Source organism: Thermodesulfovibrio sp. 3462-1, from assembly GCF_040451425.1.
In the GTDB taxonomy this organism is placed as follows: domain Bacteria; phylum Nitrospirota; class Thermodesulfovibrionia; order Thermodesulfovibrionales; family Thermodesulfovibrionaceae; genus Thermodesulfovibrio; species Thermodesulfovibrio obliviosus.
The window spans coordinates 1,697,481-1,712,522 of the sequence record NZ_CP144374.1 but is presented as its reverse complement, the minus strand read 5'-3'; the positions used below and the strand labels follow the sequence as shown (position 1 = coordinate 1,712,522).

Genomic DNA, 15,042 nt, shown 5'->3' with positions numbered 1-15,042 from the left:
TTTGAGAATAAAAGTTCTTGGTGCTTCTGGCTCTGATCTTCCAGGATATCATCTTTCATCTTTTCTTTTAAACAATAAAATACTTTTTGATGCAGGAGGTATTACAGGCTCTTTAAGCTTTAGAAATCAACAGAAAATAGAGCATATATTTATAACTCATGCTCATCTTGACCATATAAGAGATATCCCATTTCTGGCTGATAATCTGATTGTGAGCGGTAAAGGGAAAAGTATAAAAATTTATTCCATAAAGGAAGTTCTTGAGGATATAAAAAAACATTTGCTCAATCACAGACTATGGCCAGATTTTACAGTTATTCCAGATGTTCAGAACTCAATTTTAAAACTTGAGATGATCCAAGAAGAAAACCCAATTTTAATAGATGGATATAAAATAACAGCTTACAGAATGAATCACACAGTGCCATCAGTTGGCTATCTCGTCGAAAAAGATGGTCAAGCTTTCTTTTATACGGGAGATACAGGACCTCTGAAGAATTCCTGGAAAAAGCTTTTAGACAAGAAATTAAATGCATTAATAATTGAAGTTTCTCTCCCGGATAAAATGAAAGAACTTGCAATAAAAACAGGACATTTGACTGCAGAGCTTCTTTTTGAAGATTTAAAATTTTTCAAGTACAAACCCGAAAAAATTTTTATAACCCATATAAAGCCTTTTTACAGAAAACAGATTGAGAAAGAACTAAAGAAGTTTCCTGACTACAGAATAAAGATTCTTCAGGGAGTAGAAATAATAAAGTTTTAATGATGGTTAAAAATAAAGAACTCATAGCCGCCTTATTTATTGCTGTTGTTTTCTTGTGTCTTTTTTATATAAAACCCCGACCACTTGAAATCATTGATATGAAAATATATGATTTATTTTTCCATGTTCGTGGTAGAGAAAAACCTCCTGAGAACATAGTTATTGCAGCAATTGATGAAGCTTCTCTTGAAAAACTTGGCAGATGGCCATGGAGCAGAGACAAGATAGCAAGACTTATAGATAAGCTTTCAGAATATGGAGTTGCTGTTATTGCTGTGGATATTATTTTTAGCGAGTCTGAAAAAAATGATCGTTTATTGGCTGAAAGTATATCCAGAGCAGGTAATGTTATTTTACCTGTTGTTTTCTTTTTTGAAGCGGAAGAAGCACCGAAAGAAGTTGAAATAACCGAGTCAGCTTTTTATATTTTAAATCCTGAAAGATTTAACAAATATCAACCTGTTTCATCAAAAAGCGTTCTTGTTCCTGAAAGTATCCTTTCTCGGAGCGCAGCAGGATTTGGACATATAAACATGTTTCCTGATTCTGACGGAACAATAAGATGGGAAGTTTTGTTTATTAACTACTACGGATATATGATACCAGGACTTTCTCTTAAAACAGCAGCAATGTATCTCGGAATTCCTCCGGAAAAGCAATTGATTGATGCGACAAAAGGAGTTTATCTTGGCAGAAGATACATTCCCACTGACCCCTGGGGGAAAATTTTAATTCCATACTACGGAGATAATGGAACTTTCAAATATATTTCAATTGCTGATATAGTTGAAAACAGAGTTAAAAAAGAGGAGCTGGAAGACAAAATTATCCTTATTGGTGCTACTGCTGTTGGTATTTATGATTTAAGAGTAACTCCAATGAGTTCAGCTTTGCCAGGTGTGGAAAAACATGCAAATGTAATTGCTTCACTTATAGAAGGAAAAAGCATCCTTCCAGTTTCTAACTATATTGTTATTTTATTGATTTTAGTTTCAGTATTTTTAGCAATATTTCTTTATCAGAGATTGAAAGCAGGATATTGTTTAATTGTTTTGCTGATTTTAATGAGCGGAGTTTTTATCTCATCTTTCTATTTATTTACAAAGGGTACATGGCTTTCTGTTATTTATGTTTCAGGAGGTTTATTAATTCATTTTCTGACAACAATCACATTAAGGTATGCATATTCTGAAAAAGAAGCGAGGCGAATAAAGAAAATATTTTCCAGCTATGTTACAGAAAAAGTAGTTAATGAACTTATTAAAAACCCATCAATGGCAAAACTTGGTGGAGAAAGAAGAGAAGTTACTGTATTATTCTCTGATATCAGAGGTTTTACAACTCTGTCTGAAAAACTTCTTCCTGAAAGGGTTGTTGAACTTCTCAATGAGTATTTTGCTCAGATGGCTGAGATTATTTTCAAATGGGAAGGAACACTTGATAAATTCATAGGTGATGCAATAATGGTTTTCTGGAATGCACCACTTCCACAGAATGACCATGAACAAAGAGCCCTGAACTGCGCAATAGAGATGATAAAAAGGCTGCGAGCTTTATGTAAAAAATGGGATGAAGAAGGTAAACCTCAATTAAAAATTGGCATTGGTATAAATACAGGAGAAGCTCTTGTTGGTAATATTGGTGCAGAGGGTAAAAAGATGGATTACACTATAATTGGTGATAGTGTAAATCTGGCATCAAGACTTGAAGGTTTAAATAAGGAGTTTAATTCTGAAATAATTATATCTGAATTTACATTTAAAAAATTGCAGGAAAAGATTGAGACTGGTTTTTTTGGTGCAATAGATGTAGAAGAACTTGGTGAGATATCAGTAAAGGGGAAAGAACAACCTGTTAAAATTTTTAAGATTTCTGTTAAGTAGTTAAAAATATTAGAATTTTCCATTATTTTCTTGACAAATTCTCAAATATTATAGTAGTTTAGAAAAGATGGGCGGATAGCTCAGATGGGAGAGCGCAGCCCTTACAAGGCTGAGGTCACAGGTTCGATACCTGTTCCGCCCATGTTTGTGGGGTGGTAGTTCAGCCCGGTTAGAACGCTTGCCTGTCACGCAAGAGGCCGCGGGTTCAAGTCCCGTCCACCCCGCCAATAAAATCAAGGGTTTGTGAAGGAAAGTTAAAATCCTATATCCCTCAGGCTTTTGGGAAATTGTATTGGTGATTCTAAGGTCTCTACTCCTGCAACTTTTAATGCTTCCTGTATGAAGTTTTGAAATGTGCTTTTTACTCGTTCAAACTTTTCTTTTAGTATAGGCTCCAATCCATGAGCAAGTATGGAGTTGTTTCTCAATTTGAGACATTCAAGAAGTTCGTTCTTTCTTTCCAGATAAAGTTTTCCTAAATCATCATCCATATGAGCGAGGAGTTCATAGCTCTTTATGAGAGGAAGCTTGATTACACCGTTTTCACTATTCTTTTTACACTCTGTTCGCAAAAATGTCACAGCCTTTTCATTAAGCATAGGAAGCTCATCACATTTTATGTTTGAATTGTCTATTTCATGAGTCTTTAACCTGAGCTGTGCCACCATCTCAATGGCTCTGTAGTATCTGGCAATAGAGTCATCAAACTTAGCCTGTTTAGCTCTTCTTTCAGCATTCATAATAAGGTCAATAACTTTCTCATAACCATGAGATGATTTTTTCCCGAGAATTTGCTTCAGCCAGAGATAATGATTAATTATTGCCTTTTGAACAGAGCTGTCCTTTGGAAGGGCTTTAATTATTCTTTCAAACTCTTCAAAAGCAGACTGATGATAAAATTTATCCCATAAAACAAAGGCATTAAGTATGTCCTTTAGTAGCATTATTTCGTCTTTTATTTCCCTTGGAATGGGAGTTTTAAGATAGTTTTTAGCTTTTTCAATGATTTCCTCGTAATAGTACTTCTGCATTAAAGTATCAAAGTATTTCCTGTCAATTTTGTAAAGGAGATTTTTCTTAGTTATTGGTATGGGACAATCTCCGCTGTCAATTTTAATAAGATTTGTTCTGTGGGCAGTGTTAAGTTGAAGCTCCCATCCATCCTGAAGAATACTAAGAATCACAAGTGCTACACTCATGGTTTTCGTTCCTCCAGTATAGTTCGCAATGACTCTGATACCTTGTTTGTCTGGAAACTTCTCCTTTAGTCTGGGAAGCAATTTTCCTTCAAGCTCTTTAAAGGTTTCATCTAAGTCATCTATAATGTTCACAGGAAGAAGTATTTTTTCATACTTTTCTTCTGAAAGATTGCACTCTTTTGCAATAATTTTATCACCCTCTTTCAAGGGATTACCATCAACCAGTCTTTCTGATGCCACCTCAGATTTTCCAGAGGAACAGATAAAATAGATGAAGTCAAACTCATCTTCCTTTATGGAGTTTATAATGGGCACAGGGCTTCCACCAACAGTGAAAATTCCAATTTTTTTCATACTTTTACTCCTTCTGCTTTATTTTTATTAAATTATATCAAATTGAACTGGTCAAAACATCACAATCTTTTGAAAATCAATAAGTGTGCAGCCTCTTCTTATAAATATCAGAGAGTGTTTAAAAACTCACAAGTGTTTTGCCTGAGCAATCAGGCTATGCAGTCTCAATTTTCTATGGCAAATTTAAGGATACTATGATAAAATGAAAAAAATAAACTGATGGAGGTGAAAACATGAAAAAAGTTTTGGTGCTTTATTATTCAAAAACTGGAAATACAGAGAAAATGGCTAAAATGATTGCTCAGGGTCTTGCGGATAAGGGTGTAAATGTTGATTTAAAAAAAGTTGAACAAGCAAGTGTTGACAGTCTTCCAGATTATGATGGCTATATAATCGGCTCACCAAATTATTTCGGAACAATGGCAGCTGAGGTGAAAAAATTTATTGATGAGTCTGTTAAATATTACAGAAAAATTGAGGGAAAGCTTGTAGCAGCATTCACATCAACTGGAATGATTGGTGGAGGAGGAGAAACAGTTTGTCTTGATATTCTGAAAGCATTTTTAATTCATGGATGTATATGCCTGGGTTTTACAAGGCTTGGACACTACGGGCCTGTTTCAATTGGAAATCCTGATGAAAGAATTGAAAGAGAAATAGGTGAAATGGTAAGTAAATATGCAGAGGTTTTAAAAAGAATATAATGTTTGATAGAAAAAAACAGCTTAGATGGGCTTCTTTAAAAGCAGGCATTGTTATAACAGCTACACTCCTCATTGTATTTTTTGTGATAATTTTTTCAGGTGGAATACAATCTATTTTTACAAAAAGAGTTCCATTAAGTATTTACATATCAGATGTAAAAGGCCTGCGTAAAGGCGCTCCTGTAAGAATGGCAGGAGTTGATGTGGGAGTTGTAAATGAAATAAAACTGAGCAAAGAATATGGAACAGTTGTAAAAGTTTCAATAGATGAGAGTGTTTTAAGCTATTTAAGATCAGATGCAAAGGCAACTGTTCAGACAATAGGATTACTTGGCGATAAATACATTGAGATATCTCCTGGTGAATCTCAAGAAAGCTTTGACATATCAAAAGGCATGCCTGGATATCCTCAAACAGAAGCAAGAGAAATAATCGGAGTCGCAGCTTCAACAATGACAAAAATTGAAAGATTGATTGAAAAAATTAACTCATTAGTAGCAAAATTTGATAAAGCTGAAGGAACTATTCCAAAAATGATCAATGACCCAACCCTTTATAATAATCTAAATGCAACAGTTTTGGAGCTCAAAAAAACAGTTGAAGAAATAAGAACTGGTAGTATAGGGATGCTTTCAAGGGATAAGGAGGCTTATCAAAGACTTTCAATAGCTTTGAAAAACTTTGAAGAAGCCTCAAACAAGATATCCTCACAACAGGGCACACTTGGAAAAATGATAAATGATCCCTCTCTTTACGAAAGTCTTCTTAAAAATTCTCAAAGGCTTGAAAGCCTTCTACAAGAAATTGAAAGCTCTCAGGGAACGCTTAAAATGCTCATTAAAGACAAAACAGTGGCTGAAGAGTTAAAACAAAGCATAAAGGAGCTTAAGGAACTCATCGAAGAAATAAAGAAAGAGCCGAAAAAATTTTTCAAATTTAGCATATTTTAGTTATAATTTTTTATGGCGACTCTTGATATAAAAAAATATCCCGATGAAGTCTTAAAAAATAAAGCTGAATTGGTCAATGATCTTAGTGGAGATTTACAAAAACTAATTGATGATATGATTGAAACCATGTATAATTTCAATGGGGTTGGACTAGCTGCTCCGCAGGTGGGAGTTTTAAAAAGACTCATTGTTATTGATACATCTGCAAGACAAGAAAATCAATCTCTTATTGTTTTAATAAACCCTGAAATAATAAATTCAGAGGGCGAAATTCTCTCTGAAGAAGGATGTCTGAGTTTACCTGGTTTTATAACGAGGCTTAAAAGAAATGAGAGAGTTTTTGTGAAAGGGCTGGACAGAAAAGGTAATCCAGTAGAAATTGAAGCAACAGGACTTCTTGCAAGAGCACTGCAACATGAAATAGACCATCTTGATGGCATTCTTATTATTGATAGGATAAGTCCTCTTAAAAGAGAACTTTTCAGAAGAAAATATTTAAAAACAAAGAAATAGCATTGTCATGCCAGCAGGGATAATCTTTTTTGGCACTCCAGAGTTTGCAGTTCCTACGCTTAAATCTTTAATTGAAAGAAGAGAAAAGATACTCCTTGTAATCACACAGCCTGACAAACCAAAAGGAAGAGGGAAAATTATTCAACCATGTGAGACTAAAAAAATTGCTGTAGAATTCGGGCTTAATGTGGCACAGCCAGAAAAATTGAAAGATGAAAGCTTTATAAAGATGTTAAAAGAATTAAATCCTGAATTCGGGATAGTTGTTGCATACGGGAAAATTCTTCCAAAGGAAGTTCTTGAAATACCAGAATACGGTTGCATAAATTTACATGCCTCGCTTTTACCAAAATACAGAGGAGCAGCACCGATCCAATGGGCATTAATAAAAGGAGAAAAAATAACCGGTGTGACAACCATGCTTATTGATGAAGGACTTGATACAGGTCCAGTGCTTTTACAAAAAGAAGTTCCCATAGAAGATGAAGACAATGCTCAGAGTCTTGCACATAAGCTTTCTATAGTTGGTGCAGAATTAATTATTGAAACAATTGAAAAAATGAGAAAGGGACAAATACAACCAAAGCCTCAGGAGGGCGAGGCAAGCTATGCACCCCAGCTTAAAAAAGAAGATGGCAAAATTAACTGGAATGCCCCAGCTAAGGAAATCGTAAATCTTATTCGAGGAACCTATCCATGGCCATGTGCATACAGTTTTTTAAAAAATGAAAGAGTAAAAATAATTAAAGCAGAGGCTCTTGCTGGCAAGGCACCTGCAGGCATGATTGTTAAAGCAAAAGATGAATTAATTGTGGGAACAGGCAATGGCTTATTAAAAATTCTTCTTATTCAACCTGAAGGGAAAAAAGTAATGACAGCAAAAGAATTTCTCTCTGGAAGAAAAATAAATGAAACCATGGATTCATTTTCTTAGAGGTTTTGTTCTTAAAGTTCTTTATCCAGTTTTAATGCTTGTGGGAGCCTTTTTAAAATCTAAAAAAGCTGATTTTCAGGCATACATTGTAAGGCTTAATAATCTTCTTGTAATGCGGGACAGTTTTTATCCAAAAAAAATACTCCTTCTGCTTCCACATTGCATTCAAAACTCAAAATGCGATGTAAGACTCACCTTTGATGTTTATAAATGCCGCAGATGTGGAAAGTGTAAAATTAAAGATTTAATAGAGCTTGCAGAAACTTACCATATATCCATTGCTATAGCAACAGGTGGAACTATTGCAAGAAAAGTAGTAAAAGAGGTTAAACCAGATGCAATTGTTGCAGTTGCCTGCGAAAGGGATCTTTCAAGCGGAATAGTTGATACCTATCCAATTCCTGTTATTGGAATTCTTAATGAAAGACCTTTTGGACCCTGTATTGATACAACTGTTTGTTTAAAAAGCGTTGAGGATGCAATTAAATGGTTTATAAATCGCCAAGAAAAACAGCAGTAGCAATTTTAACCAGAGTATTGTCCCAGAGGAAATCTCTGAAATCTCTGCTTACTGATGAAGTTCTTTCCTCTTTTAATAAGTCAGATAGAGCATTTCTCATAGAAGTTTTATATGGTACTCTGAGAAATTTACATTTGATTGACTATTTAATTGAAGGCTTCTTTAAAAATAAAAAAGGGCTTTCTGCCTTTACAATAAACAATCTAAGAACAGCGGTGTATCAGTTGCTCTTTATGAAAATTCCAGAATATGCTGTAACCTGCGAGGCTGTAAATGTTGAAAAAAGCTTCAATGGGAAACCCTCTGTTGTAAATGCCATATTAAGAAATTTTATAAAAAATTATTCTGGTAAAAGTCTGGAAGAAATTTTTAATAGCAATTTATCTCTTTCAGTAAAATATTCTCATCCTGAGTGGCTTGTAAAAAGATGGCTTAAAAGATTTCCATTAGAGGAGGTAGAATCTCTTCTTAAAGCAAACAATGAAAAAGCACCATTTAGTATTGCTGTAAAACCTGAAGAAAGAGCCCTTGTAGCAGAGTATTTAACAGAAAAAGGATTTAAAGTAGAATTTTCAGAAATCGTTCCGTCAGGATTAAAAATACAGGGACAGGGCTACGAAATAAGACAAAGTCTTCAACAAGCACCTTTTTTCTGGATTGTTCAGGATGAAGCCTCTCAGCTTGTATGTTTTCTTTTAGAAGCCTTTGAAGGTGCAAGAATTCTTGATGCCTGCGCAAGCCCTGGAGGTAAGACACTTCTTACTGCAGCATTAATGAAAAAGGGAGAAATTATCTCAGTTGAAAATAACAGGGTAAGATTTAAAATCTTGCAGGAAAACATTAACAGATTGAGAAAATTTGTCCCTCATGTAAAAATAAAGCCTCAGCTTGCAGATATTCATCAGATAGAGTTTAAACATTCCTTTGACAGAATTATTCTTGATGCACCCTGTTCTTCTACAGGAGTTATTAGAAGAAATCCTGATGTAAGATATAGAGTAAATGAAGAGGAAATTAAAAGGCTTTCAGAAATTCAAAAACATATGATTGAAAAGGTTGCACAATTTTTAGCTAAAGACGGTATTCTTTTATACTCTGTTTGTTCAACAGAACCCAATGAGGCAGAAGAAGTAATTGAAAGTTTTTTACAGAAACATGACGAATTTAGTAGTATAAAAAAATTACGAACATATCCGCACACAGACGGAATGGATGGATTTTTCATGGCTAAGCTTTTAAGAATCAAATGAGAAGAGTTTTATACATAGCAGGAGCAATATTTGGAGGCTTTTTAGCAGGTTATTTTTCTTTGACCATCTTTGTTTCAGGAGGAACTATAGAAGTTCCAGATTTAAGAGGAAAAGACATTGTTCAGGCAAATCAAATACTTAAAGAAAAGGGACTTTACATACGAATTGATGGAGAAGAATATTCAGAAATACCTGCAGGAACAGTTTCAAGACAAATTCCACCAGCAGGAACAAAAGTTAAAAAAGGAAGAGAAATTGGAGTAGTAATAAGTAAAGGTCTGCGGTTTACAACTTTGCCTGATGTAAGAGGACTGAGCTATGAAGAGGCTGAAAAAATTTTGAATGAAAAAGGAATTCCAGTGGAAAAAATTATTAAAATTCATTCAGAGATGTATCCTGAAAATACAGTTATAGCCCAATCACCAGAGCCTGAGGAAGGAGGAAAAGCAATAAAACTAATTGTGAGTCTTGGTAAAAATGAAGATGAAAATTATTAAAAAAGCTGAACATTTAAGAACTGCGGGTTTATTTAGAGAATCATTGAAACTATGGAAAAGAATATATAAAAAAGCTTTAAAAAAGGCAGACATTGCCTTAACCTCAGATGCTTTAATTGCCTTGGGAGACTTAAACAGAATCATTGGAAATTTTAAAATTGCTATTTCTTATTATGAAGAAGCCTGTGAGATTGCTCAAGCTGTTGGAAATAAACTTTCAGAGGCAGATGCCCTAACTGGAATAAGCCTTTGCAAAAAAGCAACAGGAGAGTGGAAAGAAGCACTAAAAATTTTAAAAAAAGCAAGAAAAATTTATGAATCTTCTGATGATAACAAAGCAATATATTTTACCCTGTGGGCAGAAGGAGCTATATGGAGATGGGGTGGAAGAATTAAAAAATCTATTGATAGTTTTCATAAAGCTTTTGAGGGATTCAAAGAAATCAAAGACAATGAAGGAATTGGTTACAGTTGCTGCGGACTTGGTGGAAGCTTAAGAATTTATGGTAATTATGAAGAGTCAATGAGATATTACAAAATGGCTAATGAAATATTTCATAAAATTGGAGATAAATTTGGCATTGCTTACTCATTTTGTGGCATAGGTAATGCCCTTAGAATGATGAATGATTTTAAAGGAGCTGAAGAAAATTTTAAAAAAGCCTTGGATATTTACAGTAAAATCGGTGATATTGTAAGTTCATCCTATACTCTATGGAGTATGGCAATGGTGTATATCTTGAAAGGAAAATATAAAACAGCGTTGCAATATATTGAAAAAGCTGAAAAAAATTTCAAAAAGTGTGAAGACCCCCGAGGACTAATATATTGTAAACTTCAAAGAGGAATGATTCAGTATCTAAACAAAAAGAAAAAAATGGCAGTAAAATATTTCAATGAAGCATGGCAAAACGCTCAAATTCAAGACTTTGCCCTTGAGAGAAAATATGCTCAGGCTTTACTTAACGGGAAATATTCTTTGCCTTATAATATTCCATAGAGTATAATTTATGATGACAAATACAAGGATAATAACAATTCCAAACATACTAAGTTGTCTCCGCATATTTCTTGTACCCTTTTTCATTATTGCAATGAATTCAAAGGACTACTCAGCAGCATTAAAAATTGTAATTGTTGCAGGTTTAACTGACAGCCTTGATGGAATTATTGCAAGAAAATTTAATCAGATATCAAAACTTGGAGTATTTCTTGATCCTCTGGCAGATAAACTTCTTCTTCTGAGTATCATGGTAACTTTTTACATCAATGAACTTGCACCAAAATGGTTCATAATACTGGTTTTCATAAGAGATACTCTTGTAGCCACTGGATGGTTAGAAATTTACTTAAGAAAAAGGAAAATAACAAAACCAACACTGCTTGGGAAAATAAGCAATGCCTCACAGGTAATTATATTTGGCTATATTCTTCTTTCTACAAACATTAACATCCCATCAATACCTCAAGTTGGATATTTTTTGGTAAGTTTTCTTGCAATTACATCACTACTTCAATACGTATTTATAAGATTTAAAGATGGTAAAATCAGGAGTTAAGATTGAATACATCCATCCTAAAACTCCTGCCCAAAAAGCAGGATTAAAAGAAGGAGACATAATACTATCAATAAACAGACATTCTGTCAAGGATGCGCTTGATTTAATGTTCTATGGCGAAGAAGATTTTCTCAAAATTATAGTTGAAAGAGATGGCAAAAAAATAAGTTTTAATATTAAAAAGAAAACAAAGCCCCTTGGAATTGAAGTAGAGCCTTTCAGAATAAAAAGATGCATAAATAAATGTTTGTTTTGTTTTGTTGAGCAGCTTCCAAAAGGATTAAGAAAGTCTCTCTATGTTAAAGATGAAGATTACAGAGCAAGTTTTCTTTATGGAAACTATATTACATTGACAAATCTCACTCAGAAAGACTATGAAAGGATAAAAAAAATGAGACTCTCCCCTCTTTATATCTCTGTTCATGCCACAGACCCTAAGATAAGAAACACCCTTTTAGGAAACTTCGATGCTACACCAATTATGATGGAGTTAAAAAAACTTGCGAGGATCAAAATCAGAATGCATACTCAGATAGTGCTCTGTCCAGGGTTCAATGACGGAGAAATACTTGAAAAATCAATTTTAGACCTTTACAAACTTTATCCATATGTATCTTCAGTAGCCATTGTTCCCGTGGGACTTACAAAATATCATAAAAATGCACTTACTCCTGTAACAAAACACGCAGCTGAAGAAGTAATAAAAACTGTTGAAAAATTTCAGAGACGCTTCAGAAAAAAACATGGAGTCAGCTTTGTTTATCTTGCCGATGAGTTTTACATTAAAGCTGAAAAAACATTTCCTGATTTAAATAACTACGATGACCTTCCTCAGATTGAAAACGGAGTTGGGATGGTTCCATTGTTTATGCACAAAGCAGCAAAGCTGACTATACCATCAATGAAATTAAAAAAAAGATTTGTTACTTTTACAGGAACATCATTTTATCCCTATCTTTTTGATTTTATTGAAAAACTGAAGAAAAAAAACATCCCAATTGATGTTTATCCTTTAAAAAACAACCTTTTCGGAGAAACAATAACAGTAACAGGGCTTTTAACTGGCGAAGACATAATTAAAGGATTAGCTTCATATATAGAAACAGGAGACATTCTTTTGATCCCCGATGTCACAATGAAGGATTCTGAAGACATGTTCATAGACAATTTAACAATAAGTGATATTGAAAAGATTTTACAGATTAAAGCAATAAAAATTAATTCAGAACCAGAATCTCTTTTGAAGGCAATCAAAACTTAAAATGTTCATTTCTTTCTGACAATTGATTTTCCTCAGAATCATGTTGCAATCCCTTTTAAATGAGGTCAAGTTTTCTACTTTTTCATTAAATTTTTATATCGATTACATTAAAATGCATTTTAATTAAAAAGTTAATCTTCCTTAGGGCATCGACTCCCTCGGAATGAAACGATGAGGAGAGGTTGTAAGTTTTTAACCAGTCTCGTATAATATATTGAAAAATATATAAAGGAGGCAGATTATGAAAAAGCTTCAGGCAGATGAAGTCTATAAAAAATGTGACCACAATATATTTGACTTTGAAACAACTGAAGAGCTTCAACCTCTTGCAGGAACAATCGGGCAGGACAGAGCAATTGCCTCTTTGGAGTTTGGTTTAAATCTGCCAGCTAAAGGTTTTAACATATATGCTCTTGGCGAACAGGGCACAGGTAAGATGCGTGCAATAAGAACTCTTCTTTCTGAAAAGGTAAAAAAAGAACCTGTACCACCTGACTGGTGCTATCTTTATAACTTTAAAAATCCTGATGCTCCAGTGGCTGTTAGTTTACCAGCAGGCAGGGCAATAGAATTTCAGAAAGACATGGAAAATCTTGTAAATACATTAAAAGTAGAAATTCCGAAAGCTTTTGAGTCAAAAGAATATGACAAACAGAGAAATAAAATCCTTGAAGATTTTCAGCAAAAACAGAGAGAATGGTTTTCCACAGTTGAAGAGGAAGCAAAGGCAAAAGGCTTTGCAATTCGTAAAGCTCTTGCAGGATTAATAATTGTTCCTGTAAAAAGAGATGGCGAGCCCCTTACAGAAGAAGAGTTTCAGGCTCTTGATCCTGATACAAGAAAACGAATTGATGAACTTGGTAAAATGCTTCAGGACAAACTTGATGATGTTGTAAGAGCTGTGAAAGAAGCAGAAAAATTGGTAAAGGACATGCTTATAAGACTTGAACGTCAGATTGCTCTTGATGTTATAGAACAGCCAATTGAAGAGATCAAGAAAAAATACTCTTTCAATGGAAAAATAATAGAATATCTTGATGCTGTAAAAGAAGATATTCTTAACAACATTCAGGATTTTAAAATTCAAGAGGAGACTGTTCCTCCAATGCCTCCATTTATGAAGATTCAGAGAGAGGTTTCTTTTTCTAAATACAGCGTAAATATTCTGGTTGACAACTCTGCTACAGAGGGAGCACCTGTTGTGTATGAACCAAATCCAACATATCTCAATCTTTTTGGAAGAATAGAATACAAAATTCAATACGGAATGGCAATTACTGATTTTACAATGATTAAGCCTGGCTCACTTCATAAGGCAAATGGTGGTTATCTTGTAATTGATGCTATGGCTTTAATAAAAAATCTTTTTTCCTATGATGCATTAAAAAGAGCATTAAGAAGTAAAGAAATCCGCATAGAAGATGTATGGGAGCAATACAGACTCATAACAACAACTACTTTAAGACCAGAGCCAATTCCATTAAATGTTAAAGTCATTCTTACTGGAACACCGTTTCTCTATTACATACTTTACAACTATGATGATGAATACAGGGAACTCTTTAAAGTTAAGGCAGATTTTGATATAAGAATGCCAAGAACTGAAGAGAACATAAAAAAATATGCTCAGTTTGTCTCCCTTTGTCAAAAAGAAGAAGGACTTCTTCCATTTCATAAATCAGCTGTGGCAAAAATTGTTGAATATGGTTCAAGACTGGCAGAGCATCAGGAAAAGCTTTCAACTCAATTCAGTAGCATTGCAGATCTTATAAGAGAATCCCATTTCTGGGCAAAAAAAGATGGCAAGAACCAGGTTTATGAAGAACATGTCAATAAAGCCCTTGAACAGAGAGTTTACAGATCAGCAAGCATAGAAGAAAAACTAAGGGAGCTGATTCTTGAAGATGTTTTGATTGTAGAGACATCTGGCAGAAAAGTAGGACAGATTAACGGACTTGCTGTCATTGATCTTGGAGATTACAGCTTTGGCAAGCCTTCCCGTATTACTGCAAGAGTCTATCTTGGTAAAGCTGGAATAGTGAATATTGAAAGAGAAACAAAGATGTCGGGCAAGATTCATGAAAAGGCAGTTATGATTCTTTCAAGTTATCTATGGAGTAAATACGCCATAAAAAAACCAATAAGTCTGAGTGCTTCCCTTACATTTGAGCAACTATATGAAATGATAGAAGGTGATAGTGCAACCTGTGCAGAGCTTTATGCTCTTTTAAGCAGTATTGCTGAGATACCTCTCAAGCAAAATATTGCTGTTACAGGCTCAATGGATCAAAAAGGAGAAGTTCAGCCAGTTGGTGGAATAAATGAAAAAATTGAAGGATTTTTTGAACTCTGTAAAATCAGAGGACTTGATGGAACTCACGGAGTAATCATTCCAAGAAGAAATATGAAACATCTGATGCTAAAGGAGGAGATTCAAAAAGCTATTAAAGATGGTGCTTTCCATATTTATGCCATTGATTACGCAGAGGAAGGGCTTGAAATACTTACAGATATGCCAGCAGGTGAGTTAGGGCAGGATGGAACATATCCAGAAGGAACGATAAACTATTTTGTAATGAAAAAGCTTGATGAGATGTCAGAGTTGTTTAAGAAGAAGGAAAAAGAAGAGGAAAAGAAGAATGAAAAATAAAA

At 34.2% G+C, this 15,042-nt stretch carries 14 protein-coding genes and 2 tRNA genes; 15 read left to right on the top strand and 1 reads right to left on the bottom strand.

Annotated elements, in window-relative coordinates; all coding sequences use genetic code 11:
* Nucleotide 1 precedes the first annotated feature (1 nt).
* The 4 genes from V4D31_RS08970 (at nt 2) to V4D31_RS08955 (ending at nt 2,876) form a co-directional block, all read left to right on the top strand.
* Nucleotides 2-766, top strand: a complete 765-nt coding sequence (locus V4D31_RS08970; RefSeq protein ID WP_353686096.1) for a 3',5'-cyclic-nucleotide phosphodiesterase — start codon at nt 2-4, stop codon at nt 764-766.
* The gene (locus V4D31_RS08965) at nt 766-2,649 is read left to right on the top strand and encodes an adenylate/guanylate cyclase domain-containing protein (protein WP_353686095.1); all 1,884 of its coding nucleotides are present in this window, start codon (nt 766-768) and stop codon (nt 2,647-2,649) included. Before V4D31_RS08970 ends, V4D31_RS08965 begins: the two co-directional genes overlap by 1 nt.
* A 69-nt stretch (nt 2,650-2,718) precedes the next feature.
* Nucleotides 2,719-2,791, top strand: a tRNA-Val gene (locus tag V4D31_RS08960).
* Nucleotides 2,792-2,798: 7 nt separating this feature from the next.
* A tRNA-Asp gene (locus tag V4D31_RS08955) sits at nt 2,799-2,876 on the top strand.
* A 27-nt stretch (nt 2,877-2,903) separates the two neighbouring features.
* Here the strand turns inward: V4D31_RS08955 and V4D31_RS08950 are convergent.
* The gene (locus tag V4D31_RS08950) at nt 2,904-4,202 is read right to left on the bottom strand and encodes a TIGR02710 family CRISPR-associated CARF protein (RefSeq protein WP_353686094.1); all 1,299 of its coding nucleotides are present in this window, start codon (nt 4,200-4,202) and stop codon (nt 2,904-2,906) included.
* 233 nt (nt 4,203-4,435) lie between these two features.
* On the opposite strand from V4D31_RS08950, the gene V4D31_RS08945 reads away from it, so the two are divergent.
* From V4D31_RS08945 to V4D31_RS08895, 11 genes are all read left to right on the top strand, one after another.
* Complete coding sequence (locus V4D31_RS08945; RefSeq protein ID WP_353686093.1) at nt 4,436-4,906, top strand: flavodoxin domain-containing protein; 471 nt, start codon at nt 4,436-4,438, stop codon at nt 4,904-4,906.
* Entirely contained in the window at nt 4,906-5,856 is a 951-nt protein-coding gene (locus V4D31_RS08940; protein WP_353686092.1) for an MlaD family protein, read from the top strand. The genes V4D31_RS08945 and V4D31_RS08940 overlap by 1 nt, the downstream gene beginning before the upstream one ends.
* A 12-nt stretch (nt 5,857-5,868) precedes the next feature.
* Nucleotides 5,869-6,369 carry a peptide deformylase gene (gene def, locus V4D31_RS08935; protein ID WP_353686091.1) on the top strand — a complete coding sequence of 167 codons (501 nt, stop codon included), beginning with the start codon at nt 5,869-5,871 and terminating at the stop codon, nt 6,367-6,369.
* A 7-nt stretch (nt 6,370-6,376) separates the two neighbouring features.
* Nucleotides 6,377-7,303: a methionyl-tRNA formyltransferase gene (gene fmt, locus V4D31_RS08930; RefSeq protein ID WP_353686090.1), complete on the top strand. Its 927-nt coding sequence runs from the start codon at nt 6,377-6,379 to the stop codon at nt 7,301-7,303.
* Nucleotides 7,278-7,823 (top strand): DUF116 domain-containing protein, encoded by a 546-nt coding sequence (locus V4D31_RS08925; protein WP_353686089.1) that lies wholly within the window; start codon nt 7,278-7,280, stop codon nt 7,821-7,823. Before fmt ends, V4D31_RS08925 begins: the two co-directional genes overlap by 26 nt.
* Nucleotides 7,790-9,073 (top strand): 16S rRNA (cytosine(967)-C(5))-methyltransferase RsmB, encoded by a 1,284-nt coding sequence (gene rsmB, locus V4D31_RS08920; protein WP_353686088.1) that lies wholly within the window; start codon nt 7,790-7,792, stop codon nt 9,071-9,073. The genes V4D31_RS08925 and rsmB overlap by 34 nt, the downstream gene beginning before the upstream one ends.
* Complete coding sequence (locus V4D31_RS08915; protein WP_353686087.1) at nt 9,070-9,570, top strand: PASTA domain-containing protein; 501 nt, start codon at nt 9,070-9,072, stop codon at nt 9,568-9,570. The genes rsmB and V4D31_RS08915 overlap by 4 nt, the downstream gene beginning before the upstream one ends.
* Complete coding sequence (locus V4D31_RS08910; RefSeq protein WP_353686086.1) at nt 9,557-10,570, top strand: tetratricopeptide repeat protein; 1,014 nt, start codon at nt 9,557-9,559, stop codon at nt 10,568-10,570. The genes V4D31_RS08915 and V4D31_RS08910 overlap by 14 nt, the downstream gene beginning before the upstream one ends.
* 10 nt (nt 10,571-10,580) lie before the next feature.
* Nucleotides 10,581-11,129 carry a CDP-alcohol phosphatidyltransferase family protein gene (locus tag V4D31_RS08905; protein WP_353686085.1) on the top strand — a complete coding sequence of 183 codons (549 nt, stop codon included), beginning with the start codon at nt 10,581-10,583 and terminating at the stop codon, nt 11,127-11,129.
* Complete coding sequence (locus tag V4D31_RS08900) at nt 11,110-12,390, top strand: DUF512 domain-containing protein (protein ID WP_353686084.1); 1,281 nt, start codon at nt 11,110-11,112, stop codon at nt 12,388-12,390. Before V4D31_RS08905 ends, V4D31_RS08900 begins: the two co-directional genes overlap by 20 nt.
* A gap of 241 nt (nt 12,391-12,631) precedes the next feature.
* A complete protein-coding gene (locus V4D31_RS08895; RefSeq protein WP_353686083.1) occupies nt 12,632-15,040 on the top strand; it encodes an ATP-binding protein in 2,409 nt (802 codons plus the stop codon).
* The last annotated feature ends 2 nt before the right edge of the window (nt 15,041-15,042 follow it).